The sequence below is a fragment of the Actibacterium mucosum KCTC 23349 genome (assembly GCF_000647975.1).
Taxonomy (GTDB): Bacteria; Pseudomonadota; Alphaproteobacteria; order Rhodobacterales; family Rhodobacteraceae; genus Actibacterium; species Actibacterium mucosum.
Genome location: NZ_JFKE01000007.1, coordinates 1 through 26,160 on the forward strand (window position 1 = coordinate 1; position 26,160 = coordinate 26,160).

At 59.7% G+C, this 26,160-nt stretch carries 26 protein-coding genes and 4 tRNA genes; 18 read left to right on the forward strand and 12 right to left on the reverse strand.

All coding sequences use genetic code 11. The features are described from left to right. Positions 1–42: 42 nt before the first annotated feature. A tRNA-Met gene (locus ACMU_RS15130) sits at positions 43–119 on the forward strand. An 85-nt stretch (positions 120–204) separates the two neighbouring features. On the opposite strand, the gene ACMU_RS15135 is transcribed toward ACMU_RS15130, so the two are convergent. After that, entirely contained in the window at positions 205–1,251 is a 1,047-nt protein-coding gene (locus ACMU_RS15135; protein WP_035261145.1) for an NAD(P)-dependent alcohol dehydrogenase, read from the reverse strand. A 447-nt stretch (positions 1,252–1,698) separates the two neighbouring features. Between ACMU_RS15135 and ACMU_RS15140 the strand changes: the two genes are divergently transcribed. Next, positions 1,699–2,637, forward strand: coding sequence for a helix-turn-helix domain-containing protein (locus ACMU_RS15140; RefSeq protein WP_051588375.1), 939 nt, complete (start codon positions 1,699–1,701; stop codon positions 2,635–2,637). Here ACMU_RS15140 and ACMU_RS18890 read toward each other — a convergent pair. Then, positions 2,626–3,324, reverse strand: coding sequence for a GntR family transcriptional regulator (locus ACMU_RS18890; RefSeq protein WP_051588376.1), 699 nt, complete (start codon positions 3,322–3,324; stop codon positions 2,626–2,628). The two genes, ACMU_RS15140 and ACMU_RS18890, sit on opposite strands and share 12 nt — an antisense overlap. Positions 3,325–3,424: 100 nt before the next feature. Here ACMU_RS18890 and ACMU_RS15150 point away from each other — a divergent pair, with 100 nt between their 5' ends. The 7 genes from ACMU_RS15150 to ACMU_RS15180 all read left to right on the forward strand — a co-directional run bounded on the left by ACMU_RS15150 (position 3,425) and on the right by ACMU_RS15180 (position 10,466). Beyond that, positions 3,425–4,603: a mandelate racemase/muconate lactonizing enzyme family protein gene (locus tag ACMU_RS15150; RefSeq protein ID WP_051588377.1), complete on the forward strand. Its 1,179-nt coding sequence runs from the start codon at positions 3,425–3,427 to the stop codon at positions 4,601–4,603. Positions 4,604–4,727: 124 nt separating this feature from the next. After that, entirely contained in the window at positions 4,728–5,975 is a 1,248-nt protein-coding gene (locus tag ACMU_RS15155; RefSeq protein ID WP_035261149.1) for an ABC transporter substrate-binding protein, read from the forward strand. A gap of 152 nt (positions 5,976–6,127) precedes the next feature. Continuing rightward, positions 6,128–6,892 (forward strand): carbohydrate ABC transporter permease, encoded by a 765-nt coding sequence (locus ACMU_RS15160; protein WP_236626277.1) that lies wholly within the window; start codon positions 6,128–6,130, stop codon positions 6,890–6,892. Beyond that, complete coding sequence (locus tag ACMU_RS15165) at positions 6,889–7,794, forward strand: carbohydrate ABC transporter permease (RefSeq protein WP_081805552.1); 906 nt, start codon at positions 6,889–6,891, stop codon at positions 7,792–7,794. Before ACMU_RS15160 ends, ACMU_RS15165 begins: the two co-directional genes overlap by 4 nt. A gap of 3 nt (positions 7,795–7,797) precedes the next feature. Continuing rightward, on the forward strand, positions 7,798–8,889 hold the full coding sequence (locus tag ACMU_RS15170) for an ABC transporter ATP-binding protein (protein ID WP_035261157.1): 1,092 nt from the start codon (positions 7,798–7,800) through the stop codon (positions 8,887–8,889). Between the two features lie 41 nt (positions 8,890–8,930). Next, positions 8,931–9,347 (forward strand): VOC family protein, encoded by a 417-nt coding sequence (locus ACMU_RS15175; RefSeq protein ID WP_035261160.1) that lies wholly within the window; start codon positions 8,931–8,933, stop codon positions 9,345–9,347. Between the two features lie 27 nt (positions 9,348–9,374). Beyond that, on the forward strand, positions 9,375–10,466 hold the full coding sequence (locus tag ACMU_RS15180; RefSeq protein WP_035261162.1) for a Gfo/Idh/MocA family protein: 1,092 nt from the start codon (positions 9,375–9,377) through the stop codon (positions 10,464–10,466). 99 nt (positions 10,467–10,565) lie between these two features. On the opposite strand, the gene ACMU_RS15185 is transcribed toward ACMU_RS15180, so the two are convergent. From ACMU_RS15185 to ACMU_RS15195, 3 genes are all read right to left on the reverse strand, one after another. Then, on the reverse strand, positions 10,566–11,051 hold the full coding sequence (locus ACMU_RS15185; protein ID WP_081805561.1) for a YHS domain-containing (seleno)protein: 486 nt from the start codon (positions 11,049–11,051) through the stop codon (positions 10,566–10,568). Between the two features lie 206 nt (positions 11,052–11,257). Continuing rightward, complete coding sequence (locus tag ACMU_RS15190; protein WP_035261164.1) at positions 11,258–11,626, reverse strand: hypothetical protein; 369 nt, start codon at positions 11,624–11,626, stop codon at positions 11,258–11,260. Positions 11,627–11,732: 106 nt separating this feature from the next. Further along, positions 11,733–12,689 (reverse strand): AraC family transcriptional regulator, encoded by a 957-nt coding sequence (locus ACMU_RS15195; protein WP_035261166.1) that lies wholly within the window; start codon positions 12,687–12,689, stop codon positions 11,733–11,735. 186 nt (positions 12,690–12,875) lie between these two features. Between ACMU_RS15195 and ade the strand changes: the two genes are divergently transcribed. From ade to ACMU_RS15215, 4 genes are all read left to right on the forward strand, one after another. Then, positions 12,876–14,567 carry an adenine deaminase gene (ade, locus tag ACMU_RS15200; protein ID WP_035261169.1) on the forward strand — a complete coding sequence of 564 codons (1,692 nt, stop codon included), beginning with the start codon at positions 12,876–12,878 and terminating at the stop codon, positions 14,565–14,567. A 66-nt stretch (positions 14,568–14,633) separates the two neighbouring features. Further along, positions 14,634–15,122 carry a winged helix-turn-helix transcriptional regulator gene (locus ACMU_RS15205; protein ID WP_081805553.1) on the forward strand — a complete coding sequence of 163 codons (489 nt, stop codon included), beginning with the start codon at positions 14,634–14,636 and terminating at the stop codon, positions 15,120–15,122. Between the two features lie 94 nt (positions 15,123–15,216). Continuing rightward, a tRNA-Asp gene (locus ACMU_RS15210) sits at positions 15,217–15,293 on the forward strand. Between the two features lie 124 nt (positions 15,294–15,417). Next, positions 15,418–15,494 (forward strand) — tRNA-Asp (locus tag ACMU_RS15215). 652 nt (positions 15,495–16,146) lie between these two features. On the opposite strand, the gene ACMU_RS15220 is transcribed toward ACMU_RS15215, so the two are convergent. After that, positions 16,147–16,231, reverse strand: a tRNA-Tyr gene (locus ACMU_RS15220). A gap of 156 nt (positions 16,232–16,387) precedes the next feature. Further along, positions 16,388–16,588, reverse strand: a complete 201-nt coding sequence (locus ACMU_RS19795; protein WP_236626278.1) for a hypothetical protein — start codon at positions 16,586–16,588, stop codon at positions 16,388–16,390. 63 nt (positions 16,589–16,651) lie between these two features. Here ACMU_RS19795 and ACMU_RS19800 point away from each other — a divergent pair, with 63 nt between their 5' ends. Then, on the forward strand, positions 16,652–16,858 hold the full coding sequence (locus ACMU_RS19800; protein ID WP_236626279.1) for a hypothetical protein: 207 nt from the start codon (positions 16,652–16,654) through the stop codon (positions 16,856–16,858). A 99-nt stretch (positions 16,859–16,957) separates the two neighbouring features. Here the strand turns inward: ACMU_RS19800 and ACMU_RS15230 are convergent, their stop codons facing one another. The 3 genes from ACMU_RS15230 to ACMU_RS15240 are packed head-to-tail and all read right to left on the reverse strand — an operon-like array spanning position 16,958 to position 19,319. Beyond that, positions 16,958–17,641 (reverse strand): M50 family metallopeptidase, encoded by a 684-nt coding sequence (locus ACMU_RS15230; RefSeq protein WP_051588379.1) that lies wholly within the window; start codon positions 17,639–17,641, stop codon positions 16,958–16,960. After that, positions 17,641–17,940, reverse strand: coding sequence for a putative quinol monooxygenase (locus ACMU_RS15235; RefSeq protein ID WP_051588380.1), 300 nt, complete (start codon positions 17,938–17,940; stop codon positions 17,641–17,643). Before ACMU_RS15235 ends, ACMU_RS15230 begins: the two co-directional genes overlap by 1 nt. Beyond that, on the reverse strand, positions 17,940–19,319 hold the full coding sequence (locus ACMU_RS15240; protein WP_035261174.1) for a M20/M25/M40 family metallo-hydrolase: 1,380 nt from the start codon (positions 19,317–19,319) through the stop codon (positions 17,940–17,942). The genes ACMU_RS15235 and ACMU_RS15240 overlap by 1 nt, the downstream gene beginning before the upstream one ends. Before the next feature lie 124 nt (positions 19,320–19,443). Between ACMU_RS15240 and ACMU_RS15245 the strand changes: the two genes are divergently transcribed. The 4 genes from ACMU_RS15245 to ispG all read left to right on the forward strand — a co-directional run bounded on the left by ACMU_RS15245 (position 19,444) and on the right by ispG (position 23,997). Then, entirely contained in the window at positions 19,444–20,022 is a 579-nt protein-coding gene (locus tag ACMU_RS15245) for a hypothetical protein (protein ID WP_035261176.1), read from the forward strand. Positions 20,023–20,234: 212 nt separating this feature from the next. Further along, on the forward strand, positions 20,235–21,458 hold the full coding sequence (gene hemA / locus ACMU_RS15250; protein ID WP_035261177.1) for a 5-aminolevulinate synthase: 1,224 nt from the start codon (positions 20,235–20,237) through the stop codon (positions 21,456–21,458). Positions 21,459–21,575: 117 nt separating this feature from the next. Continuing rightward, positions 21,576–22,799: a helix-turn-helix domain-containing protein gene (locus ACMU_RS15255; RefSeq protein ID WP_035261179.1), complete on the forward strand. Its 1,224-nt coding sequence runs from the start codon at positions 21,576–21,578 to the stop codon at positions 22,797–22,799. Between the two features lie 76 nt (positions 22,800–22,875). Beyond that, entirely contained in the window at positions 22,876–23,997 is a 1,122-nt protein-coding gene (gene ispG, locus ACMU_RS15260) for a flavodoxin-dependent (E)-4-hydroxy-3-methylbut-2-enyl-diphosphate synthase (RefSeq protein ID WP_035261181.1), read from the forward strand. 3 nt (positions 23,998–24,000) lie between these two features. Here ispG and ACMU_RS15265 read toward each other — a convergent pair whose 3' ends face one another. Continuing rightward, a complete protein-coding gene (locus tag ACMU_RS15265; protein WP_035261183.1) occupies positions 24,001–24,741 on the reverse strand; it encodes a DsbA family protein in 741 nt (246 codons plus the stop codon). 71 nt (positions 24,742–24,812) lie between these two features. Further along, positions 24,813–26,153, reverse strand: a complete 1,341-nt coding sequence (locus ACMU_RS15270; protein ID WP_035261186.1) for a M48 family metalloprotease — start codon at positions 26,151–26,153, stop codon at positions 24,813–24,815. Positions 26,154–26,160: the final 7 nt, after the last annotated feature.

Consider the following 26,160-nt stretch of genomic DNA (forward strand, 5'->3'; position numbering starts at 1 on the left):
CTCTCTAAGCGAAAAGCGTTTCATGCCGGCAACGGCACATGGCGCGGGATGGAGCAGCCCGGTAGCTCGTCAGGCTCATAACCTGAAGGTCGTAGGTTCAAATCCTACTCCCGCAACCAACTTATACGTACAGCCCTTGGGTACTTACCCCGGGGCTGTTTTCGTTTTGTGATATGCATGCGCCGCTCTCTTTCATTGTCATTCTCAACCGCGTGCTGTTGCGACTTTAATCTGTAGTTTGATGTCCGAGGGCAGGCCCTTGGCGGCCCGCTCAAACGCGGCAATACTTTGATCAAATGGGTAAGTCTCGGAGATCAGCGGTTTAAGGTCGACCTTGCCAGATCCAATCAGTTCCAGGGCGCGGTCAAAAACATTTGCATATCGAAACACCGTTTCAATGCGCACTTCCCGCGCGATGGCGGCGTTTACGTCAAAAGGCACCTCGCTTGGGGGCATGCCAATCAGAACGACGCAGCCTCCCGGCCGCAGGGCGCGAAGCGCGTCGTTCAATACCCCGGGTGCGCCGCTTGCTTCAAAGACAACATCTGCACCCCAGCCACCAGTATGCTCTTCAATCGCGGAACCAAGCGTGCGCTCGCTGACGTTAACGGGGAAGACGCCCGCGTATTGGCCTGCGGTTTTCAGCTTCGCGGCGCTGATGTCGGTGATGATGACCTTGCTGCATCCGCCTGCAAGCGCGGCAAGGGCGACCATGTTTCCAATTGTGCCGGCGCCGGTAACCACACCCACGTCGCCAGGTGTAATCCGCGCACGAGTGGCCGCTTGCATGCCGATGGCAAAGGGCTCCACCATTGCTCCCTCGGCGAAGGTTACGTTGTCGGGCAACCGATAGGTAAATGCGGCGGGATGCACGACCTCGGCCGTCAGGATGCCATGGTCGGGCGGGGTGGCCCAGAACGTGACGGCGGGGTCGACATTGTAAAGGCCCAGCTTCGAAGCCCGCGAAGTGGGGTCCGGCACGCCGGGCTCCATGCAAACACGGTCCCCAACTTTCAGGGTGGACACGGCTGTGCCAACCTCGATCACGGTTCCGGCGCCTTCATGGCCAAGAACCATCGGGGCCTTCACCTCAAAGTCGCCGATACGCCCATGGGTGTAATAGTGCACGTCACTGCCGCAAACGCCCACGGTGTCGATGGCGATCTTGACGTCATTTTCGCCGACATGCTCTGGCAGGGCGATGTCTCTGATTGCCAATTCACCGACACGTTCCAACACAAGAGCTTTCATCTCATGACCTCCTATTGATATCTTGGGGCGCCGCAAATCGGCCGCCAATGCGTTTGGATTTCGCGGCCGGCAGGATCAAAAATGTACGTATCGTGCGGGCCTGCCTTCGGCGCGTCCGGGCCGAGTATGGCTCAGAAACTCTTGGTCTTGATCGGGACAACCTGAGGTGCTGCCAGGGCGCGGATGACGCCCGTTTGCACGGTGTGTCTACATTTGGCCGCGAAAACCTTGTAAAATTGGGGCTTCGGATGCCACGCCGTTGCACTGAACGCTGATCATCTTTGTGAACTCCTCCCAGAATGTCGGCTGTTCCCGATCCTCCCAATCGGGGCTGGTTTCAGACATTGACGGCTGAACGGTGTTCAAGCTAGCGCTTGTCATGCGTAGTACCTGTACTATTTTGACATTCTGGAAAGCGGTGCTCCCGCAGCTTTGTGAGGGTTGGACATGAACACGGAAGCAATCAAACCCACAGAAACGCACGCGTTTTACGAACAGATCGATGTGCCGCCCGGGCACAGTTTTTTGTGGCGTGTCGACGATTACCCGTGGGAGCGCAACGTCTGGAACTATCATCCCGAGGTCGAGATACACTTGATTCGACACTCGTCCGGGCTGGCATATGTCGGTGATCACATTGGGCAGTTTCACGCGGGCCATCTGTACATGGTTGGCGCAGATCTGCCCCATAACTGGATCACACCCAATATCAGTGACCAAAGGCTTAGGGCGCGTGACGTTGTCCTTCAGTTCGACGCAGAGCTGTTTCGATGCCAAACGCAGAGTTTTCCCGAACTTGGCAGCCTAGAAAACCTGTTTGACCGTGCGAAACGAGGCCTCGAATTTCACGGCGAAACGCGGCAACAGGGGCGCCGCATTCTGGAAAGCATGGACGGGTCGGGCAGCCTGCCGGATCTGGCAAAGGTGATGGAATTACTTGGCCTCCTTTCGCGTTCGGACGAGGTGACCGTGCTGTCCTCGCAGGCCTTCGTTGCCGGGGATCACATCAAAGGGCGGAAAGAGCACGAACAGATCGAACGGGCCCTCGATTACCTGCAGCGTAATTTCCTGAGCGCGCCTTCGCTGAAGGACGTCGCGGAGGTTGTGAACATGTCAGAAAGCGCGTTTTCGCGTTTCTTCAAGAAGAAAACCGGCAATACGTTCACGGATCATATGGCGTCGCTGCGGCTGTGGATGGCGGGCAAGCTTTTGCTGGAAACCGACCAGGCGATCACCGACATCTGCTTTGAGGCGGGGTTTGGCAATATCGCCAACTTCAATCGGACGTTTCTGCGAAAGACGGGGATGACGCCGTCGGCCTACCGCAAAGCATCCCGCCAGCGAAACCTTTCGATAGCGCAAGGGATGAAGTTGTCAGCGGTTTAGCTTGTGAATTTTGCGTCTGGATTGCCGCATTTGTTCCAGAAAATCTTCGCCTGCTGCCAGCACGTGGTCGCGTGACGCTTGGCGCGCCAGCTCGACGTCGCCTTTGGCGATGGCCTCGATGATTGCGGCGTGTTCGACGATCCGCATGCGCGCGCGCCCTTCCGTCATTCGGTGCTGTGACCGGACGGCGTTGATCAGGTCACCATAGCGTTCGATCACCTGTATGCCTTCTTCGTTGGGTTCTTCTTCGATCATGATGGCGTGAAAATCGCGGTTGTGCCGGTCCATGGCATCTGTGTCGATAGGGTGCGTGCCCGCTTGGCGGAATTTTTCAGCGGCCTCTTTAAGCCGATCGATGTCTGCTGACGAGCATCGGCGACAAAAACGGCCGACAAACAGGGGTTCAATGACCGAGCGGATTTCAAAGATGTTCCGCACAAAATCATCGTCAACCACCCGAACGCTGGCCCCTTGGTTGGGCAAAAGAACAATGAAACCTTCCCCTTCAAGTCGCCATAACGCCTCTCGGACCGGGCTTGCGCTGACCGCGTAACGTTCTGTCAGAACTTCGGTTTTAAGCCGGGTACCTGGGGCAAAATAGCCGGAAATGATGTCGCGCCGGATATCGGCGGCAAGGCGGTGGGCAAGGCTTTTGGCGGGCGCGGCGGCCGGCGAGTTTTGTTTCATCCTGCCACTAAGCGATGCGCCGACACTGCTGTCAACATTGGGAATCTATGGACATTTGATATGATTCTATATAATGTTATTAATAATCTATACTAACGGGATGAAATTCTTGAACATTGTCAGGCTCGAAACCTTTCTGGTAGGGCGGGATTGGAACAATCTTTTGTTGGTCCGCCTGACAACGGACTCTGGCCTGACCGGTGTGGGCGAAGGCACCATGCAGTGGCAGGCCGCCTCGGTGCAGGCCGCAACAGCGGTGCTGTTCGAACGCTACGTCCATGGGGCAAACCCGTTTGAGATAGAGCGCCTGGTTCAGGCCATGTACCGCAATGAATACGCGCGCGGCGGGCCCGTGGTGAATTCCGCCATCGCCGGGATCGAGATGGCATTGTGGGACATTTGCGGCAAGGCCACGAACCTGCCTGTCCACAGCCTGCTTGGCGGACGCATGCGCGACAGCATCCCGGCCTATGCCAATGGCTGGTTTGGCAATCGGGTGGACGATGTCGTGCTGGCGCAGGATGCCCGCGCTGTGCGCCAAGCGGGATACACGGGCCTGAAGTTTGACCCCTTTGGCGGGGCGGGGCGCGATCCGTCGCAGGCCGAGATCAAAGACGGTTTGCGCAAGCTTGGCGTCGTGCGCGCGGCGGTGGGCGACACCATGCGCATCATGATTGACGGGCATGGGCGTTTCAGCGTCGGCACCGCCAGCTATATCGCCCATGGCTTGGCCGAGCATGATGTCTATTGGTTCGAAGAGCCGGTGGAGCCCGAAAATTTTCGCGCCCTGGGCGAGGTGGAACGCCCTAACGGGCTGCGCATCGCCACCGGTGAACGATGTTTTTCCCGCTATCAGTACCCGGCCTTGATCCAGGATGCGCGCCCCCATGTTCTGCAACCCGACCTGATACAGGTCGGTGGTTTGCTGGAAGGGCGCAAGATCGCATCGCTGGCCGAGACGCATTATTTGCCGGTCTCGTTCCACGTGCCGTTTGGCCCGATTGCAACGGCCGCCGCGCTGCAGCTGGACGCCGCCATTCCGAATTTTGTCTGCCAGGAATCGTTCTCGGCCTTCGATGTGCCGTGGCGCAAGGACCTGGTGACCAACTGCCCAATGCCAAAAAACGGCGCCTATCCCGTCAGCACGGCACCGGGACTGGGCATCGAGATCAACGACGAAGTTGCGCTGGCGCATCCGTACCGCGACGACGCCGTTTTGCCCATGTGGGGCGAGAACGGATCGATGACCGCGGGGTTGGAGGCTTCGATGCCAGCCTAGACCGGGATTTTGCCGCTCTGGAGGGGGCGGCGAAAGGGCCTGCATGGCAGGTTCGTGCGCAAAGGAGCGCACGCGTTCAATAGGTGCAAAAGGGGGGAGCCTCTTGCGCCACAAGGAGGAAACTATGTTACGCAAAGCACTCGTTGTAGGAGCATTCGCGGGCGTCGGCGCATTGTGCACGCCGGCATTGGCCGAGGGCGAACGGGCCGAGGTCATTCACATCTGGACGTCCGAGGGTGAATCAGCCGCCATCCGCGAAGTGGTCACACGCTTCGAAGCTGCCGGCGGCGTATGGCTCGATTCTGCCGTCGCAGGTGGCCAAAACCTTGGCCAAACCGTGTTCAACCGGATCGCTGCAGGCGACCCGCCAACCGCATATCAAGGCCTCGGCGGGCGGGCGTATGAAGACCTGCTGGCCGAAGGGTTGCTGAACGACGTCGACGCGACGGCAACGGCGGATGGTTGGCGCGACGTGCTGCCCGGCCCACTGGTGGATGTCATCACGAATGACGACGGCAAAATCTTCCTGATCCCGATCAATGTGCACGGACCGAACTGGATTTGGTACAGCAAGGACGTGCTTGAAAAAGCGGGCGTGACCGAGGTTCCGACCACTTACGACGAAACCTTCTTTGCGGCTGTCGAAAAGATCAATGACGCCGGAATGGTCGGGTTCGCGGTCGGCGGGCAAAGCTTTCAGGAACGCTTCCTGATGGAATCCGTCATGCTGGCCCTGGGTGGTCGCGATTATTGGAACAACGTGTGGCAGAACCGCGATGAAGCCGCCATTCGTTCCGCGACAACCACGAAAGTGTTCGAAACCTTCCGCCGGTTGTCGACCTATCGCGACGATGGTGCCGCAGGCCGGTCCTGGCCGCAAAACACCAATATGCTGATCACCGGGGCTGCTGGTTTCAACGTGATGGGCGATTGGGCCAAGGGTGAGTTCACCGCCGCCGGGCAGCAGGCCGAGGTGGACTATGGCTGTATCCTGCCGGGCGACAAGCCGTATTTCATCGTGCATGCCGATGTCATGGCCGTGCCCTCGGGCCGGGACAAGGGTCGCGTCGAAGCGCAGCAATTGCTGGCCCATGTTGCCATGAGCGCCGAGTCTCAGATCGAGTTCAACCTGCGCAAAGGCTCGTTGGCTGCGCGCACCGATGTTGACACCTCGCGCTATGACGCGTGTTCGCTGAAAGGTCTGGCCTCGTACTCGGACCCTGAGCTGGTGGTGCCAAGCGTGAATATGACGATGACCCCCGCCGCTGCCGGCCTTTGGGAAGACCTCGTGACCGAGTTCTTCAATGACGACTCCATCAGCATCGACACGGCAGTGGATCGCCTTGCCGATATCGTCGCCGGGTCCGACTGAGCCCGAACCCGCCAACCTGACAGAACCGTGGGACATTCAACGTGAACAAATGGATTGCAAGACTAGCACTTGCGCCAGCTGCCATTGTCGCATTTGGCGTATTCATAGGATGTCTGGCCTATACGTTGGCCTTGTCATTCACCTCATCAAGAATGCTTCCACGGTTCGAATGGGTTGGGTTCGAGCAATATGAAAAGCTGTTTGCCAGCTCGCGCTGGCAGGTATCGGTCGAGAACCTGTTCCTGTTTGGTACAGTGTATATCGTGGCGTGCCTGTTGCTTGGTTATGTGCTTGCGGTTCTGATCGACCAAAAGGTGCGCGGTGAAACCTTGCTGCGCACCATCTATCTCAGCCCCCACGCGCTGAGCCTTGTGGTGACCGGACTTGTCTGGTCATGGTTTCTGAACCCGCAATTCGGCCTGCAAGCCTTTGTCCAGGAGCTGGGGTTCGAAAACTTCCGTTTTGCGTGGCTGTCCGACCCAAAGATGGCCATTCATGCCGTGACTTTGACCGCCGTGTGGCGGGGCACCGGGATTGTGATGATCCTGATGCTGGCCGGCTTGCGTGGCGTGGATGCCGAAATGATCAAAAGCCTGCGTGTCGACGGGGTGCCGAAATGGCGGATCTACACGCAGGTCATTCCACCCATCCTGACACCGATGATCCTTACGTCACTGGTCTTGTTGGCCGCCGGTGTGATCAATTCTTATGACCTGGTCGTTGCGCTGACCCGCGGGGGGCCGGGGATCTCTACCCAGGTGCCCGCGCTTTTTGTGATGGAGCATTTCTTTGCCCGCGGCGACGTTGGCGTGGCGACGGCAGGGGCGGCCATCATGTTGCTGTCGCTGATCGTGGTTGCCGGGCCCTTGATCCTTTGGCGGCGCATCGCATCGCGGCGACAGGAGGCCGCGCAATGACGACACAATCCCGTCCCCAGCAATTCGAGGGGCCACACGGCCCCAGACCGCGGCGTGTGTCGCCCATGCGCGTGGTGACCTATGCCATCCTGATCGCGGCCGCCTTGTTCTTTCTTTTACCGGTCTACGTGATGATCATCACCTCGCTGAAACCGATGGAGGAAATCCGCACCGGTGCAATGTTGGCCCTGCCGCAAAACCCGTCGTTCGAGGCGTGGTCGATCGCGTGGAGCCAGGCCTGTTCCGGCGTGCGCTGCGAAGGGGTGGCGCCGGGGTTCTGGAACTCGGTCCAGATCACCATTCCATCCGTCATCGTATCAGTTCTGGCCGGGGCTTTGACCGGCTACACCATGTCGTTCTGGAAGTTCCGCGGCTCGAACCTGGTCTTTGCCATTCTGATTTTCGGGGCCTTTGTTCCTTATCAGATCCTGCTGTACCCGCTTGTCCGCGTTTACGCGTCTCTGGGGATTTTTGGCACCGTCGGCGGCTTGGTCATCGTGCATTCCATCTTTGGCCTGCCGTTGACCACGTTGATGTTTCGCAATTTCTTTGTTTCGATCCCGACAGAGCTGTTCAAGGCCGCGCGGGTTGATGGGGCAGGGTTCCTGCGTATCTTCTGGCAAATCGTGCTGCCCATGTCTGCGCCCATCATTGTGGTTACGGTGATCTGGCAGGCCACCGGCATCTGGAACGATTTCCTGATGGGGCTGGTCTTTGGCGGGCGCGAGGCCAAGCCGATGACCGCGTTGCTGAACAACATCATTCTCTCTGAATTTGGCGAGCGGCGCTACAATGTCGAGATGGCGGCGACCTTCCTGACCGCGCTTGTTCCCCTTGCAATCTACCTGTTGTCGGGCCGCTGGTTCGTGCGTGGCATCACGGCTGGCTCTGTGAAAGGATAAACTGTGGCTGATCTGGAAATCCGCGGCGTGTCAGTCGCTTACGGGGCTTTGACCGTACTGGAAGAGCTGAACCTGACCGTGCCGGATGAAGAGTTCCTGGTTTTGCTGGGGCCGTCGGGTTGCGGCAAGTCGACCTTGCTGAACGCCATTGCCGGCCTGCAGGATATCAGCACCGGCCAGGTGGTGATCGGCGGCAAGAACGTTACCTGGGCAGAACCCAGCGCGCGCGGTATCGCGATGGTGTTTCAGTCCTATGCGCTGTATCCGCGTATGAGCGTTTACCGAAACCTCGCCTATTCGTTGCAGGTGGCACGCCTGCCAAGGGCCGAGATCGAGGACCGCGTGCACCGCGCCGCCGAGATGTTGCAGATAACAGAGCTGCTTGAACGTAAACCGGCCATGCTGTCGGGTGGTCAACGACAGCGCGTGGCGATTGGGCGGGCGCTTGTGCGCGACGCCAGCGTGTTCCTTTTTGACGAGCCGTTGTCGAACCTCGACGCGCAGCTTCGGGTGGAATTGCGGGTCGAGATCAAGCGCCTTCACCGCGAGCTGAAACGTACCATGATCTATGTGACCCATGATCAGGTCGAGGCAATGACACTGGCCGACAAAATCGCCGTTCTGAAGGGCGGCGAGATTCAGCAACTGGGCACCCCGGACGCGATTTACGACACCCCCGCTAACCTCTTCGTGGCCGGATTTGTGGGTGCCCCTGCGATGAACTTCCTCTCGGGCACGGTGCAAAGCGCTGGGCCCGATTTGGTTGTGGATGTTCGGGGCACACAGCTGGCTTTGCCCAAATACGCGCGGACGGCTGCGCCGGTGGCGGGCCAAAAGGTGGTTCTGGGCATCCGGCCCGAACGGCTGAACCTCGATAACCGCCTTGTAGGTGCTGATTGCCGCCTGACCGTCGACGTGGATGTGCAAGAGAGCCTGGGATCGGAAAAGGTGATCTGGGCGCGCTACCAAGGTCAGCAGATCGCCATCAAAACCCCGGTTGACGCACCCGCCGTGACCGACGGCGCACCTCTGGAGCTGAATTTCTCGTCCGCAAATGTCTCGCTGTTCGATGCCGACACCGAGACCCGCCTTTAACCCCCAAACCATCGGCGCATTCCGCGCCCAAAGGAGTTTCCATGCCAATCAAACAACTGGCTCATGTCTGTATCTTCGCGCGTGATCTGGACGCAACGAAACAGTTTTATACCCAGGTTCTGGGGTTGGATATTGCCTTCAACTTCACCCGTGATGGCCGTGTGTTCGGCTTTTATCTGCATGCGGGCGGTCGCAGCCATATTGAGGTGTTCGAAAACGCCGAGGCCGAGTTCGACAAAACCAACCGGATCAACCACCTGTGCCTAGAGGTCACATCGCTGGACGAGATGATCGCCCAGATACGCGGGCAGGGTGTTGAAATCACCGACAAAAGCCTGGCCTGCGATGATACCTGGCAGGCGTGGACGGCAGACCCGAACGGCACACGGATCGAGCTGTTCGAATATACCGACAAGAGCGCGCAATTTGTTGGCGGTGATCGCGTCGCGAATTGGTAGCATGGCACCGGTTTCGGAGGACAGAGGATGACCGGCACGAAGATCGGGCTGTTGGGAACCGGCAATATCGCGCCGGTCTATATCAAGGCCGCACAGCATTTCCCGGTGCTGGACCTGCGGGCCATTGCCGGGCGCAATCCGCAGGTCACCAAGGCCCTTGCCGACGAGGCCGGGATCGCCGCGATGGACATCCCTACCATGCTGGCTGACCCCGAGATCGAGATCATCGTTAACCTGACCACGCCCGAGGCTCATTTCGATACCTCTATGGCGGTGCTTGAGGCCGGAAAGCACCTGTACAGCGAAAAACCCCTGGGCGTGGACGTGACCGAGGCGCAGACTCTGCTGCGCACCGCGGCGGCGCGCGGGTTGCAGGTTGGTGGTGCGCCGGACACGTTTCTGGGGCAGGCGGTGCAGACCGGGCGCGCCTATCTGGACACGGGCAAGCTGGGCACGGTGATGGGGGCGTCGCTGAACTTTCTGTCGCCGGGGCACGAGCGTTGGCACCCAAATCCGCACTTCTTTTATCAACCCGGCGGCGGGCCGCTTTATGACGTTGGCCCCTATTACATCAGTGCGCTGGTTGCGCTTTTGGGGCCGGTTGCCTCGGTCTCGGGGTTGCGGGCGCGGCCTCGGGCCAACCGGCCCTGGGCCAACCCCGCCACCGGACAGGCGCAGGATATCGAGGTGAATGTCGACACCCACATCACCGGCCTGCTTCAGATGGCCAGCGGCGCCATCGTCACCATGAGCATGAGCTTTGATGTCGCCAAGACCGGCAGCCGCGACATAGAAATCTATGGCACAGAAGGAACCTTGTCCCTGCCATCCCCCGGTGCGTTCGGTGGTGTGGTTGAAGTCAGCGGCCCGGATCGTGTCTGGCAACAACTGACGCCCCAACACGGGTTCGGTGACGAAAATTACCGGATCATCGGCGCGGCTGACATGGCGCAGGCACTGCGCGACAGGCGCCCAATGCGAACCAGCGGCGACTTGATGCACCATATTGTCGAGATCATGGATGGGGTGATGCATTCTGCGCAAACCGGGGCCCGTGTCAGCATGCAGACCGCACCAAAGCGCCCAGCGGCAGTGGACCCGACCGAAAGCTGGCACTGAACAGCGCCTTGTGTCGGCGAAGCGCTGCGTTACCGTGACGGGCTGAACAAAATGAGGGCGGCCAGTACAGCCGCCCCCGCTGATCAGGTTTGAACCCAATTACAGGTCCGTCACCGCGATGCTGCGGATCTCTTTCCAGTTGGTCTCGGCTTTCGAGATGGTGCCCGCCCGGTCCTTGTTGAACGCGTCAAAGATTTCGCGGTTCAGGAACACGTACAGTTTGTTGTCGATGACCGCATGGTATTCGGGATCGCCGTCGAACTTTTTGCCAACCGAAACACCATAGGTGCAGAAGCCGCCGTTCTGAGGCAGGAAGGCGGCGGGGTTGGCCTTGAACGCCTTCATGTTGTCTTGGGTGGCAAAATAGTAGGCAACACCGTCATGCACAGCAGTGTAGGCCGCACTGCCTTCAACCGGGTTTTCGGTGGCCAGGAATTCCACCGGGTCAACGCCGTGCAGGCCCAGCGGCGCGTTTACAGCTGTCAATCCGCGCGACACGTTGTACTCGTCGGCGGCAAAAGCAGCGGTGCCAGTGAAAGCCATTCCGGCCAAGATGGCAGACGTCAGAGCGATGGTTTTGATCATGATATGTCCTTTCAGGTTGCAACCAGCCCGGCCAACCTTGGCCCCGCTGGTGTGTGAAAGAAGATACTTTCGCTGAACGATAGGGCAATAAATTGGGCGTAATGGCGAATGATCGAATGTGTTTGCTGAACGATCTGCGTAAACCGGGCCGCTAAAGGCAAAAAGGGGCCGCCAATCTTTGACGGCCCGGTTGGATTTCTCTGCCTTCATGCCAGAACGCTGTTTTCCTCGGGCTTGTGCAGCCCAACAACGGCCAAAACGGTCAGGCCCAGCGCGAAGTAATACCAGAAGTCTAACCCGGCAAATCCCAGAACAAACGGAGCCGCGACAAAGACGACACCAACCAGTCCGTCCACAGTCAGGTGGACGCTGTAGGGCAACACGCGGAACAGGCCCAGGTGGTGGTCCGTCAAGACCGTCAGCAAGAACGCCGCGACGCCGGTTGCAATCGACAGCCACAGTGCCAAGGCATTGCCGCTGCCCAGGTCGAAAACTATGGGCATGACGATCAGGCCGAACGCCACAGGATAGTCCAGATAGGCATGGATGGTTTTGGTTACGAAACGGAGGGACATGGTTTCTCTTCCTTGTGTTAATGCAGCAAGCTGCGGGGTGGAAGAGATGTAACGCCCGACGACCGAACGCCCCATGCGCGGGCGTTCCTAAGTTTACGCAGATCGTTCAGGAATGCGCCGCATCTGCGCTGGCCAGCTTTCGGAAGCTGGCAGGGGACAGCCCGGTTTCTTTCTTGAACACGCGGGCAAAGGCGGAATCCGAGGCATAGCCAGCGCTTTCCGCAACCTCGGCCATGGCCACGGCCGGCTTGGCAAGCATCTGCTTGGCAACCTCTACCCGCCACGCCGTCACGTATTCCATCGGTGTCATCGCCATTTTCTTTTGGAACAGCACTGCAAAGCTGGTGCGCGACATGCCGGCCTCTTGTGCCAGTGCTTCTACCGTCCACGCACGATCTGGCGCTTTGTGAAACGCATCCAGTGCGCGGCACAGATGCTTGTCCGCGAAACCGGCAAGTCCCCACTCGGGCGCGTCATGGCTTTCGATGAAGCTGCGAATGGCTTGCGCCAGGATCGCCTCGGACATTTTCAAGGCAATAAGGTCTCCACCCATTTTCCGGCCGCCAGCCTCATCACCGATAACCCGCAAGGTGGCCTCCATCCAGCGCCCGGCGGCCTCGCCGTAGTTTCTGAGGTGGATATAGGGCGGCAGGCGTTCCATCAGGATGTGCCTGGCGTGCGGCTCGAACGAGAAATGGCCGCAGATCAACTGGGTCTCGCTGGCCGGTTCTTCGCCGCCAAACACCAAAACCCCGGACCCGTCATAGCCCGACTTCTCCAGCACGCGGTCCAACGGCATGACCGAATAGTTCTGGACATGACCCGACACCAGATCGTGCGACGCCCCATGGGGGATGATGATCAGATCGCCTTGCGCCAGATGCACCGGATCATCGACGCCATCCACGGCGACCAAACACGCGCCCCGATGGGCAAAATGAAACCGCGCAACATTTTCGTAGCTGGGTACCGCCACGCCCCATGGGCTGGTGAAGGATGTACGGAAATAGAGGGTCCCGCGTACCGACAAGGTGGTCAGGATGTCACTGAGCAGATCAAGCATGTGACAGAGATACCCGATTTGCGTTCCCTGTACAGGTTATCGAACGAACTGCGTTGTTTTCGGAAGGATCTGCGCGCTTGGAAGCCGGCTTTGCGCGTGCCAGGGGTGATCTGTCCCTTGTCTCTTTGGCAATCCACCGCATAATCGGCGCACGTCCCTTTGGACGGCAGTTGAAAGGACAACACGGTGGCCGATCTGGAAACGCTCATTGATGTCGCGGCGGGGCGACAGCCGGCCGATCTGGTGCTGCGGGGCGCGCAGGTTCTGGACGTTGTGACCGGAGCTTTGATGGATGGCGACGTGGCCATCTGCGACGGACGGATCGCCGGGATAGGGGCTTACGAGGGGCGCATGGTGCGCGACCTGACGGGCCTGACGCTGGTGCCCGGTTTTATCGACACGCATCTGCATATCGAAAGTTCGCTGGTTACCCCGTTTGAGTTTGACCGCTGCGTTCTGCCCCACGGTGTGACCACTGCAATTTGTGACCCGCACGAGATCGCAAACGTTGCAGGGGTGTCCGGCATTCAGTATTTCCTCGATGCCTCGCAGCTGACACTGATGGATATCAAGGTACAGCTGTCTTCCTGCGTACCGTCAACCGATATGGAAACCGCAGGCGCAAGGATCGAGGCCGAAGATCTGCTGCCATTTCGCGATCATCCGGCAGTGGTCGGTTTGGCCGAAGTGATGAACTATCCCGGTGTGATCCACAAGGATCCGGGCATCATGGCCAAGCTTAAGGCATTTGAAGGCGGCCATATCGATGGTCACGCGCCGCTTTTGTTGGGCCAGGATCTGAACGCCTATATCGCCGGAGGCATCCGGACGGAGCACGAGGCCACAACCGCCGAAGAAGCGTTGGAGAAGCTGCGAAAAGGGTTGCGTGTTTTGATACGCGAGGGCTCAGTTTCCAAAGACCTCAACGCGTTGCAGCCCATTCTTGATGTCGCAAGCAGCGCTTACATCTGCCTTTGCACCGATGATCGCAATCCGTTGGATATTGCCGATCAGGGGCATCTTGACCACATGATCCGCACCCTGATCGCCAAGGGAACAGACCCGCTTGCCGCCTATCGCGCCGCCAGCCTTTCAGCGGCCGAAGCGTTTGGGCTGAAGGATCGCGGCCAGATCGCGCCGGGCAAACGCGCCGATATCGTGGCCGTCGGCAGCCTTGTGGCATGCGATGTACAGACCGCGTTCTGCAGCGGGGTAGAGGCCACCGCAAGCACCTTTGCTGCGCGGGGGCATATTCCACCTGTTGCCCGCCACTCCGTCAAAGCCCCGCAGGTGGTGCCGGAAAGCTTCCGCAGCGGCGGAAATCGCGCCGAAACGGATGTAATCGGCATCGTTGAAGGCAAGATCATCACCGATCACCTGCACGAGGTGATCCCGGTCGTAGATGGCGACAAACAGCCGGATATCACCCGCGATCTGATCAAGATTGCAGTGATCGAAAGGCACGGCAAAAACGGCAATATCGCGACCGGCTTCGTTCGCGGCTTCGGTTTGCAAAAGGGGGCCATCGCCTCCACCGTATGCCATGATCACCACAATATCGCCGTTGTGGGATCGGACTATGACGACATGGCGCTGGCCGCCAATCGCCTGTCGCAGATCGAGGGCGGGTTTGTCGTGGCCGAGGGCGGGCAGGTATTGGCGGAACTGCCTTTGCCCGTCGCAGGGCTGATGAGCCTTGATCCCTATGAAAAGGTCGAAACCGATCTGCGCGCGCTGCGCGATGCTGCGATGTCGCTGGGCGTGAAATTGGAGGAACCTTTCCTTCAGCTTGCTTTCCTTGCATTGCCGGTGATCCCTGCGCTGAAAATCACCGATCGGGGCATGGTTGACGTTACGAAGTTCGAGATTATCGCCTGACCACCCTTGATTGCCGGGCGCTGCAAGGTCTGATACCGTATTCTGCACCCAGCAAAGGCACAGGCCATGACACAATCCGACAGCCCCTTTCCCCGTCGCCGCGCACCGCTTCCGGTGGAAGAATGTGGTGCGGCGCTGGCCTCGCGTCTGCTGTCAGATCGCTGGACATTGCTGATCGTGCGCGAGGGGTTTTATGGCGTCACCCGGTTCGACGATATGCGGGCTGATCTGGGTATCCCACGCTCGGTTTTGGCGGACCGGCTTGATAAACTGGTCGAGGCCGGAGTGTTCGCCCGGCAACCATATCGCGAAGAAGGGGCCCGAACCCGGCAGGCCTATGTACTGACCCGCGCGGGCTGGAAGCTGAGCCTGACAGTGCTGGCCCTGATGCAATGGGGCGATGAACACCTGCGGGGCGGAAAGAGCTCTCTTGATGTGACCGAAAAGGGCACTGGCAAGCCGCTGCGTGTGGCGCTGGTGCGCGATGGCGATGATTTTGTCCGTCTGTCGCAGGTCGACTACATGCCCAGAAACACCGGCGAAACTGGCAAGTAAAAAAACATGCAGAATTTTGCGCGGACCTGCTTGACGCGCTTGGCACTGGGGCATAATAACGCCCTCACGCCGGGCCAAGCCCGACGCAAGCAGAGCGGTTGTAGCTCAGATGGTTAGAGTACCGGCCTGTCACGCCGGGGGTCGCGGGTTCGAGCCCCGTCAACCGCGCCACTGCTTTCAAGACGCCCTCCGATCCGGGGGGCGTTTTGCGTTTTGGGGCCGCGATCAGACGGTGCCGGGATCCCTCAAAATCGCGATTGACGCCATCCCGACGCTCGGCTATCCAACGCCCCACGCGGTTGTAGCTCAGATGGTTAGAGTACCGGCCTGTCACGCCGGGGGTCGCGGGTTCGAGCCCCGTCAACCGCGCCATTGCATTCATGACGCCCTCCGACCCGGGGGCGTTTTGCGTTTCGGGCCGTGCGGCAACACGACAAACCCCACGCGACGCCACTTTGACGCCTAGGATGCACCGCGTCCCGCGATTGGAGCAGAGCAGGTCAACCGGCCTGAAGGTTACACGACTCCATCAACGGTGCCAGTGCCCCCGCAATCGGACAACGTATTCTTTTTTGGCTTTTGCGAAAAGTGTCAGAGAGTCAGTCGTGATTAACCTTGCGATAGACACAAGGTTAACTGTCCACATCAATAGTATCAAAGAACCCCGACCAGCCCTCGGGTTCGGGATAAGCCAAAACAAACGAGGCATATTCTTGCCTGTCGAGTGAACGCACCCAAGAATGGAACGCATGCCAGTAGTCCTCACCGACCCCCATCCTCCAGCCCATTGAAAACCTGTCCTATTTCGGGAAAGCGACCCACGGAGGTTGTTTATGATCTACCGCGTTCTTCTCCATGCTCTTTTTTGCGTCGAGCAGAAACTCCCTGAGTTCTGAAGACATTGAGCCGTCAGGTAACAAGTGTTCTTGGACTTTGATTCCGCGCTCGTGTTTTTTCATGTCTGGAACTGCGCCCTTCGTTTAACAAAACTGAACGGTCATTTGCCGTTTAAGCACACCAAGTTTGGTGGGGAGTCTAGGATTCGAACCTAGGTGGGTTGCCCCAACGGATTTACAGTCCGCCGCATTTGACCGCTCTGCCAACTCCCCAGAGTTGGTGCCTAAGTAACCGAAAAGCAACCGAACAATACGACCCAAACGTATTGCGCCGAATACCGAGTTACCAAGGCAGTCGTTGGGTCCAGCGGTGTATGTAGAGTATGAAACAATCAACCAGCACCCAACATTCGGGCACTTTCGCGCCCGTCAGATATAGTAGGTGTATTGATAGTTCATCTGTTTCATAGCAGCCGTGTAGCATGGCCCCAAAACCGAGGCAACGTCCCAACCGGACTTTTGATGAATTGCAGAAATCTCTTCACTTGGCTCAAAGCGCCGTAAAGCGCCAGGTCGCAGGAATGCCTGCGTTCTTTGGGGAAACACCGCCTGCCGCAACACAACGTCCATTTGTGTCCTGGGAGACGCTGGCATAGCTTTGCGAAGGTTAAGTCTGAACGGAATCGACCCATGATGACATTTGATGAGTGCGTTCGTCTTACCTATCTCGATTGGGAAAGCTGGCTCATATTGTTTGTGTCTTTGGCCATCTCCCTTGGTCTTTGGAAGATCGGAAAGACTGTACTTGCAATTGTGATCGGTTGTTTCGGCCTGCTCTTTGCAGGTTCGTGGGCATATTCTTTTTACGTACTAACCTGTGTAGAACTCATCGGTTTGTAGGGATCTGGGTTCAAAGCAAGGTTTGGCGGCTTGTGGCAGGCATGGTTGCTTCGGGTGAGGAAAATCCGGCTGCCTCGACAATATGGCCGTGCCGCCCCTTTACCTGTTCGTTTTTGGGCGCCTAAGGTTGCTGTTTTCACCCAGCCCGTGGCGCAAGCACCAATAGATCGCGCCCAGCGCCAGGATCAGCCACAGCCCGCCCCACAGCATCGTGGTGCCGCCGAATTCTTCGGCCAGCATGCGCGCGTCCGATTGCAGATTGGATCGCAGGATCGTGTCCGAGATGATGTCGTAAGGTACGTAGAACAGGCTGCTGATGCCGATGACGCGCAGGGTTACGTCGCTGACCGTGGCCGGCAGGAATCGCGCGGCGGCCAGCATTGCGATGCCGGCGCCCAGGGTAAACGCCAGTGCAAAGAGGTCGCGCAGGTACAAGAGCGCCACGGCCACCATTACCGCTCCCAGAACGCCCAGCACCGCTCGATCCAGCCGGCTGCGCGTTGCCGCCAGCAACAGCCCGATGCCGATCACCAGCGAACCCAAATAGCCCGCCGTCAGCGTCCAGAACCGTGCGCCACCGCGCATGATCACATGGCCGCCCTGCTGCGCGGACAGGCCCATATCCACAATGGTGGCGCCCGTGGCCAGCCCGACCAAGGCATGGGCCAGCTCGTGCAGAAACACGATCAGGATCTTCAGCGGCACCACCACCGGCGTCTGCCAAAGCCCAAAGACCACTGCGGCCAAAGCCAGCAATTGCCAATGGCCGCGCAACATCCGCATCAGAGGTCCGACTTGGGCCCGGCCGAGAACTTCTGAACCTTTGCATTGCGCAGGTCGAACCCAGCTAATGCCGCGCGGAAGGTTGCCATATGCGGCGTCTCACCATGGGCGGTCAGGGCCTCCTGATCCTCCCATTCCTCATAGACGCGGAACCGGCCCGGCGCCTCGACGTCTTCGTAGAACGCATAGGCGATACAGCCGTTTTCGCGTCGCGTGGCAACGGCCATTTCGGCGGCGGCGGCGCGCGCCGCTTCGATGTCGCTTTCGGCTACTTCAATCAATCCGGTGACAACCAGCATCAGTTTTCCTCCGCCAGAGCATTCAAAATCCGCGCCCAGCTGCGCATGCCTTTGTGGAAGCTCTCCACATCGTATTTCTCGTTCGGGCTGTGAAGCTGATCGTCGTCCTTGCCAAATCCGATCAACATCGCATCGACACCGAGAATGTCCTTGAAATAGCCAGCAATCGGGATCGAGCCGCCGCAACCCACATAGGCGGCCTCGACACCCCATTCTTCGGTCAGGGCACCGCGTGCGGCTTCGAACGCCGGGTCACCGATTTCCATCTGGCCCGCCGGGCTTGCACCGTGATCCGTGAACTCAACCGAGCAATCGGGTGGCAGCATCGATGTGACATACGCACGAAAGCTTTCGCGGATCGCCAGGGGGTCTTGTGTGCCCACCAGACGAAAGCTGATCTTGGCCGAGGCTTTGGACGGCAGAACGGTTTTGAACCCGTCACCCTCGTAACCGCCCGAGATCCCGTTGACCTCGCAGGTGGGGCGAGACCACAACATTTCCAGCGCGCTGCGGTTGGCTTCGCCGGCAGGTTGCGACAGGCCGACATCGCCAAGGAACGCAGAGTGGTCAAAGTTCAGCGCCTCCCAACCGGCGGCCACGTCGGTGGGCAATTCCGGCACGCCGTCATAGAAACCCGGCACCGTGATGCGGCCCTGATCGTCGTGCAGCCCTGCGATGATCTTGGACAGGACACGGATCGGGTTGATTGCCGCACCCCCGTACATGCCTGAGTGCAGATCCTTGTTGGGGCCGGTTATTGTGACCTCTTCGCCCAGCAGCCCACGCAGCATTGTCACGATGGTGGGTACCCGATCTGCAAACAGCCCCGTATCACAGATCAATGCCACGTCTGAACGCAGTTCATCTGCATTGTCCCGCATGAAGGGAACCAGCGACGGCGAGCCGGATTCCTCTTCGCCCTCAAAGAAAAAGGACAGGCGGCCCGGCAGGGTGCCATGCACGGCCTTCCAGGCGCGGCAGGCCTCGACAAAGGTCATCAGCTGGCCCTTGTCATCTGATGTGCCCCGCCCGCGTAGAACCTTGCCCTTGGGCGTATCCTCGATCTGCGGATCAAACGGGTCATTGTCCCACAGATCCAGCGGATCTACGGGCTGAACGTCGTAATGTCCATAAAACATCAGGTGCTTGCCGCTGTCGCCGGTATGGCCAACCACCATCGGATGGCCAGGCGTCTGGCGCTTGGACGCGTCGATTCCGATGGATTGCAGATCAGCCACCAGCCAGTCGGCAGCGGCATCGCAATCGCCCTTGTAGGCCGGGTCGGTCGAGATCGAGGGGATGCGCAACAGCTCTTGCAGGCGCGAGATGGCATGGGGCAAGTCCGCATCGAGGCGGGCAAGGACGGCGTCAAGGGACATGGGGCAGGGCTCCGACAATTGCAGAATTGGGCTGACCCTAACAGGTGCGTTGGGGGTGTCCAGTGGGCTGGATGTGCAGGCAAGCACAGGCTAGAATTCGGCACCAAATTTCAATGGGTGAGACATGCGAACGATTCTGGGTGTTATGGCGGCGATGGCCGCATTGGGGGGCGCGGCCACGGCCGATCCAGTGACGGGAAAAGAGGCGCGTAAGCTGGTCTTTTCGCCCAAAGGGGCCGAGGTCGAGGTTCTGGATGTCGAGTTTCTGACCGATCAGGACCGCGCTATCCTGCAGCAGGTCGGGCAGCAGCAAAGCTATTACGCGGCAATCGCGGCCTCGCCCAGCGAAGGGTTGATGTCGAACTCCTTGATCGCGGCGGCCAAGTACCATGACGTGGATACCGCTGCCGCCAAGGCGATCGAAGGCTGCAACGAACGGCGCAATGACGGCTCGGATAGCTGCGTTGTGGTGGCCTATGTGCGCCCCAAAGCGTGGGAGGCGCGAGACCTTCAGCTGTCCGTCGATGCCACGAATGGCTTGCGCAAGGAATACCGCAAAGGCAAAGGCCCCAAAGCATTGGCAATCGCACCCAGCACCGGCGAATGGGCCATTGCCAAGGGGGACGACGCGACAGAGGCCGCGCTGGCCGATTGCGCTGCCGGGTCGGGTGCGACGGACTGCGCAGTGGTTGTGGCGGACTGAATCCCCTATCTGTTTGATCAAGGTCAAAGCCGCGATTGTGGTTGCCGCCTAGGGTCTGATGACGGAATCGGGTTAATAATGCGTCAGGCCGTCCGCATTCGAACGCAAAGTTGATCAATTTTGCAGCAAATGTGCGGGACTTCGGGTCGCAGACCTTTTAAAACGACCCAGACGCTGCGCAGATGGGCAGCGAACGAGAATAGGAGAGTGCGGTGGACTACGTCGCGGGATTGGATAAAGCGTTGAATGCCCTTCATGAAGAAGGCCGCTATCGCACATTCATTGATATTGAACGCCGCAAAGGCGCCTTTCCGCACGCCGTATGGACCAAACCGGACGGGTCTGAACAGAACATCACCGTGTGGTGCGGCAACGACTATCTGGGTATGGGGCAACATCCGGTTGTGACCGCCGCCATGCACGAAGCCGTTGACGCCACCGGCGCCGGTTCGGGCGGTACGCGCAACATCTCGGGCACCACGGTTTATCACAAGCGGTTGGAGGCCGAACTGGCCGATCTGCACCGCAAAGAGGCAGCGCTGTTGTTCACCAGCGCCTATATCGCCAATGACGCGACGCTCAGCACGCTGCCCAAGCTGTTCCCGGGCCTGATCATTTACTCGGACGAGCTGAACCACGCCTCGATGATCGAAGGTATCCGCCGCAATGGCGGCGCCAAGCGGGTGTTCAAGCATAACGATCTGGACGATCTGCGCGCCAAGCTGGCCGCCGACGATCCCGCCGCGCCCAAGCTGATTGCCTTCGAGTCGATCTATTCGATGGATGGCGACATTGCCCCGATCGAAGCCATTTGCGACCTGGCCGACGAGTTTGGCGCGCTGACCTATATCGACGAGGTGCACGCGGTGGGCATGTACGGGCCCCGCGGCGCCGGTGTGGCCGAGCGCGACGGGCTGATGGGCCGCATCGACATCATCAACGGCACCCTGGCCAAGGCTTACGGGGTGATGGGCGGCTATATCGCCGCGTCGGCCAAGATGTGCGACGCGATCCGGTCCTATGCACCGGGTTTCATTTTCACCACCTCGCTGCCGCCCTCGGTGGCTGCCGGTGCTGCGGCGTCGGTTGCGCATCTGAAGACAGATCAGAATTTGCGCGACAAACACCAGACGCAGGCCCGCATTCTGAAGATGCGCCTGAAAGGCCTGGGCATGCCCATCATCGACCATGGCACACATATCGTGCCGGTGATTGTTGGCGATCCGGTGCACACCAAACAGCTCAGCGACATGCTGCTGGAAGGCTATGGCATCTACGTGCAACCGATCAACTTCCCAACCGTGCCGCGCGGGACCGAGCGTTTGCGCTTTACCCCGTCGCCGGTGCATGGCCCCAAAGAGATCGATGCCCTCGTTCGGGCAATGGATGAACTTTGGAGCCATTGCGCGCTGAATCGTGCCGAAATGTCTGCCTAAATTGCGCCGGTCGTGCAAATTTCATTGCAGTATGTTACAAATGCTCTAACAGATTGGCGAGACTAGGGAATCGCCGACAGTTGGGGAACATGCGGTGACAGGCATCGGGGACAAATCATGATCGGGTGGCGGCAGACACCTTCTGCCGATCCCGAAGAAGAGTCGATGAAGGGCTTCGACGACTTCGAGCTTCGGCTTGGTGACGTCATGCGCGGGGAACGCGCAACTCTCGGAAAATCTTTGTTGGACGTGCAGCGCGAGTTGAAAATTCGCGCCACGTATATCGCGGCCATCGAAAACGCGGATCCAACCGCCTTTGAGACGCCCGGCTTTGTTGCCGGTTATGTCCGGTCTTATGCGCGCTATCTTGGGCTGGACCCGGAATGGGCCTTCAACACCTTCTGTGAAGAAGGAGAGTTCGAGGCCGTGCACGGCATGGATGCCGCCGCGTCGCCCCGGACTTTGCAAAAGCAGCGTGCCCAGGGCAAACAGGCCACCCCCCGTGATCCGCTGGACGCGCTGGGCGATCCCAACGCCATGTTCGTCCCCCGCAGCCCCGCAATCTGGTCGCGTATCGAACCCGGTGCGATTGGTTCGGTTCTGGTGCTGTGTCTGTTGGTGGCTGGTCTGGGCTTTGGTGGCTGGACCGTGTTGCAGCAGATCCAACGCGTGACCGTGACGCCGGTGGAACAGACACCTGATGTCTTTGCGCAGATCGACCCGCTGGCGGGCGCAACGATCGCACCCGAAGCTGATACCGCGATTTCCGACGCTGCAAATGAACAAGCGCTGAGCCGCCTTTACCGGCCACAGCCGCTGGACGTTCCGGTTCTGATTGCGCGCGACGGTCCGATCTCGACGCTGCAACCCGGTTCGCTGGGCGCGTTGGCGGACCTTGCGCCGACCGCTCCCGCGCTGGTGGAACGCGCACCTGCCGTGGCCGAGGCGGACCTGTCTGAAGACACACCGGTGAAAGTGATCGAAGACGCTTACCCCGCCGTGGCCGTTGCCGCGCTGCGCCCAGCCTGGGTTCGCATCACCGCGGCTGACGGCACGGTGTTGTTCGAAAAAATCCTTGATGCCGGCGAAAGCTATGACCTGCCGTCTACAGAAAACCCCGCACGCCTGCGCGCCGGGAATTCGGGTTCGGTCTATTTCGTTGTTGATGGCGAGGCTTATGGCCCCGCATCACCGGGTGCTGCCGTGGTCAAGAACATCTCGCTTGCTGCGTCCGACCTGAAAGACGGCTATGAATTGGTTGATCCGAGGCAGCACGCGGATGTCGCCACCATGGTGGCCGAATTGCGCTCGCGCTGGGAAGATGCCGAGATCACCGAATAGCGACATTTGACGCCGTTGCCTGTCGGGGGCAGGGCGACTATGTAAGCGGTGACAGTCCTCAATTCGGAACCCCGCCATGTCCGTGAACGAGATCCGCCCCTGGCGCAATATCTACCGCCGCAAATCCCGTCAGATCCATGTGGGCCCGGTGCCGGTTGGCGGCGATGCCCCGATCAGCGTGCAGACCATGACCAACACGGTCACCACCGATGTGGCCGGCACCATCGCCCAGGTTCAGGCCTGCGCCGAGGCCGGTGCCGATATCGTGCGCATCTCGGTCCCCGACGAGGACAGCGCCAAGGCGCTGAAAGAGATCGTGCGCGAAAGCCCGGTGCCCATCGTCGCCGATATCCACTTCCATTACCGCCGCGGCATCGAAGCGGCCGAGGCCGGCGCCGCCTGCCTGCGGATCAATCCCGGCAATATTGGCGATGAGAAGCGGGTGCGCGAGGTCATCAAGGCCGCCCGCGACCACAATTGCTCGATCCGCATCGGGGTGAATGCCGGATCGCTGGAAAAGCACCTGCTGGAAAAATACGGCGAGCCGTGCCCCGAGGCGATGATCGAAAGCGGCATGGATCACATCAAGATCCTGCAGGACAACGACTTTCACGAGTTCAAGATCAGCGTAAAGGCCTCCGACGTGTTCCTGGCCGCCGCCGCCTATCAGGGGCTGGCCGACGCCACCGACGCGCCGATCCATCTGGGCATCACCGAGGCCGGCGGCCTGACATCGGGCGCGATCAAATCGGCCATCGGACTGGGCAATCTTTTGTGGATGGGCATTGGCGACACGATCCGTGTGTCGCTGTCAGCGGACCCGGTCGAAGAGGTCAAGGTTGGCTTTGAAATCCTGAAATCGCTGGGCCTGCGCCATCGCGGTGTGAACATCATTTCCTGCCCGTCCTGCGCGCGGCAGGGGTTTGACGTGATCAAGACGGTCGAGACGCTGGAAAAGCGGCTGGAACACATCAAAACACCCATGAGCCTCAGCATCATTGGCTGCGTGGTGAACGGGCCGGGCGAGGCGCTGATGACCGATATCGGCTTTACCGGTGGCGGGGCAGGCAGCGGCATGGTCTACATGGCTGGCAAAGCCAGCCACAAGATGTCGAACGACCAAATGGTGGATCACATCGTCGAACAGGTGGAAACCCGCGCCGCCGCGATCGAGGCGGCGAAGGACGCTGCCGAGTAACGCTTAGCCCCGGGCGTCAGCCACCAGTTCCCGCATGCCGTCCAGCGGCACGTAACCGCGCAGCATGCTGTCATTCAGCACAAATGTCGGCGTGCCGTTGATCGACATGGCTTGCGCCAGCGCGTAGTTGGCCTGAATAACCTCAGTCACTTCCTGGCCGTTCATCCGTGCCAAAATCTCGGTGGCGTCCAGATTGAACTGCTCGGCCAGGCGGCGCAGCGCATTTTCGGAAACAGAGCCCCGGAAAGTGATCAGCGCATCATGCACCTGCTTGTACGCCGCATCACCAGCAACCTGGCGCGTTGCAATTGCAAAGCGCGATGACAGCACCGACTCTTCGCCGAGGATCGGGAATTCCTTGACGATCAGCTTGATGTTGCCATCGGTGCTGATCAACTCGGCCACTTCGTCATGCGCGCGGCGGCAATATGAGCAGCGATAGTCGACAAACTCGACCAGCGTGATGTCGCCGTCGGGGTTGCCGCCCTGCCACGAGTTTGTGTCGTTGAACAAGGCGTCCGAATAGGCCGCCACCAGGTTCAGATCCGCATTGGCTTGTTCTTCTGCTTCGCGCTGCTCCAGAACGGCAATAGCTTCGCGCAGAACTTGCGGGTTTTCAAGAAGATAGGCCCGAACCTGTGCGCCAAATGCCGCGCGTTCGGCATCGGTCATATTGGTCAGATCGGTTGCCTGCGCAGGCGATACAAGGGCAAGTGCCATGGTCAGGGCAAGGATACGGCGCATGGTGACTCCGGTCGGTGTTCAAATCGTGGTCAACTTGGCACGGCGCGGCCTTTTGGCCAAGCGGATTACGATCACTTTTTGCGGCTCGATGACGCAGCAACCGCCAAAATGTCCTGCGCCCGCAGCCAGCCACGTGACCCGCGCGGCAACAAACCCTCGGCGCGTTTGGCGTGCACCACGGCATCCTTCAGCCGCCCGGTCAGCGCGTATCGTTCCGCCGTAACCACCGACGCCATCCCGTTGTTTCCCGCCCGTGCATAGGCGACAGCAAGGTCGCGCAGCATGCGCGGGTCATACGGGTCGCGCCCACGGGCACTTTCCAGCGCGCTCAGCGCCTTGCGGTTGCCGTCGGCGGTGTTCAGGGCCAAAAGCGCGCGCCCATACCCCGCGCGGATCAGTGCCTCGTGCCCGGCAAGGTTCACCGCGCGGGCATACGCCGATACAGCGGCCTTGGCATTTCGCGATTCCAACAGGATCTGGCCGCGCAGCTCGTGCACATACGGGTCATTGGGGCGCTTGGCGACCAGCTTGTCGATCTCGCGCAGTGCCGCCTTGGCGTCCGGTCGCCGGTGATAAGCCACCGCTTTGCGGATCAGCGCAACGTCGGAATTGTCATTCTTTTTGACACGGCGCAACGTGTAGGAACTGCTGTTCAGAAAGGCGCTCAACTTGCCCTGCGCGCGCGCGAACCAGTAGTCCGAGCCATTGTCCTGCGGGACGACATCGTCTTCGTAAGCATTGGCAAACCCGATCACCGCACGCAGGCGATTGCGTGTCAAAGGGTGCGTCAAAACGTAAGGATCGACGCGCGACGACCCCGAAAGCGCTTCTTGTCCCCGGAACAATTCCAGCACTTCGACCATGGCGCGCGGCGGCACGCCCGCTGCGACCATGTACCGGGCGGCTGTTTGGTCGGCGGCGGCCTCTTCGGCTCTTGTGTGGGTCAAAAATGCGCGGGTCGAGGCGGATTCGGCCCCAACCGCAAGCCCCGCCGCGGCGGCGGTGTTGCCCGAAGCCCCCACTGCGATCGCAGCAACCAGACCCGCAATGGCAGATTGTCGGGCGTTGCGCAGGTTGCTGATGCGGCGGGTGATGTGGCCATTGGCGATATGCGCCAATTCATGGGCAAGAACCGCCTGTACCTGGTCTGCGGTTTTCAGCTTCAGCAGCAGCCCGGTGTGAATGAAAATCGTGCGGCCATCAGCGACAAATGCGTTCAGCGACCGGTCGTTCACCATGATCACCTTGATACGCCCATTTCCCAAACCCGCGGCATTTGCCAACGGGGCCAGTAACTGACCCAACGCATATTCGATCTCGGCATCCCGGATAAGGCCCTGTGCCCGCGCGGGCAGGGATGCCAATACCGTCAGGGCGAACCCCATTACCAATACACGCAGAAGCTTGGCCATTGACTGT

Coding starts and splice junctions, on each gene's coding strand:
- ACMU_RS15205 (WP_081805553.1), top strand. CDS start 14,634: ATGACACAATCCGACAGCCCCTTTCCCCGTCGCCGCGCACCGCTTCCG.
- ACMU_RS15190 (WP_035261164.1), bottom strand. CDS start 11,626: ATGTCCCTCCGTTTCGTAACCAAAACCATCCATGCCTATCTGGACTAT.
- ACMU_RS15195 (WP_035261166.1), bottom strand. CDS start 12,689: ATGCTTGATCTGCTCAGTGACATCCTGACCACCTTGTCGGTACGCGGG.
- ACMU_RS15255 (WP_035261179.1), top strand. CDS start 21,576: ATGATCGGGTGGCGGCAGACACCTTCTGCCGATCCCGAAGAAGAGTCG.
- ACMU_RS15175 (WP_035261160.1), top strand. CDS start 8,931: ATGCCAATCAAACAACTGGCTCATGTCTGTATCTTCGCGCGTGATCTG.
- ACMU_RS19795 (WP_236626278.1), bottom strand. CDS start 16,588: ATGGACGTTGTGTTGCGGCAGGCGGTGTTTCCCCAAAGAACGCAGGCA.
- ACMU_RS15230 (WP_051588379.1), bottom strand. CDS start 17,641: ATGCGGATGTTGCGCGGCCATTGGCAATTGCTGGCTTTGGCCGCAGTG.
- ACMU_RS15245 (WP_035261176.1), top strand. CDS start 19,444: ATGCGAACGATTCTGGGTGTTATGGCGGCGATGGCCGCATTGGGGGGC.
- ACMU_RS15185 (WP_081805561.1), bottom strand. CDS start 11,051: ATGATCAAAACCATCGCTCTGACGTCTGCCATCTTGGCCGGAATGGCT.
- ACMU_RS15240 (WP_035261174.1), bottom strand. CDS start 19,319: ATGTCCCTTGACGCCGTCCTTGCCCGCCTCGATGCGGACTTGCCCCAT.
- ACMU_RS15235 (WP_051588380.1), bottom strand. CDS start 17,940: ATGCTGGTTGTCACCGGATTGATTGAAGTAGCCGAAAGCGACATCGAA.
- ACMU_RS15155 (WP_035261149.1), top strand. CDS start 4,728: ATGTTACGCAAAGCACTCGTTGTAGGAGCATTCGCGGGCGTCGGCGCA.
- ACMU_RS15265 (WP_035261183.1), bottom strand. CDS start 24,741: ATGCGCCGTATCCTTGCCCTGACCATGGCACTTGCCCTTGTATCGCCT.
- ispG (WP_035261181.1), top strand. CDS start 22,876: ATGTCCGTGAACGAGATCCGCCCCTGGCGCAATATCTACCGCCGCAAA.
- ACMU_RS15140 (WP_051588375.1), top strand. CDS start 1,699: ATGAACACGGAAGCAATCAAACCCACAGAAACGCACGCGTTTTACGAA.
- ACMU_RS15180 (WP_035261162.1), top strand. CDS start 9,375: ATGACCGGCACGAAGATCGGGCTGTTGGGAACCGGCAATATCGCGCCG.
- ACMU_RS18890 (WP_051588376.1), bottom strand. CDS start 3,324: ATGAAACAAAACTCGCCGGCCGCCGCGCCCGCCAAAAGCCTTGCCCAC.
- ACMU_RS15165 (WP_081805552.1), top strand. CDS start 6,889: ATGACGACACAATCCCGTCCCCAGCAATTCGAGGGGCCACACGGCCCC.
- ACMU_RS19800 (WP_236626279.1), top strand. CDS start 16,652: ATGACATTTGATGAGTGCGTTCGTCTTACCTATCTCGATTGGGAAAGC.
- ACMU_RS15150 (WP_051588377.1), top strand. CDS start 3,425: ATGAAATTCTTGAACATTGTCAGGCTCGAAACCTTTCTGGTAGGGCGG.
- ACMU_RS15160 (WP_236626277.1), top strand. CDS start 6,128: ATGCTTCCACGGTTCGAATGGGTTGGGTTCGAGCAATATGAAAAGCTG.
- ACMU_RS15135 (WP_035261145.1), bottom strand. CDS start 1,251: ATGAAAGCTCTTGTGTTGGAACGTGTCGGTGAATTGGCAATCAGAGAC.
- ACMU_RS15270 (WP_035261186.1), bottom strand. CDS start 26,153: ATGGCCAAGCTTCTGCGTGTATTGGTAATGGGGTTCGCCCTGACGGTA.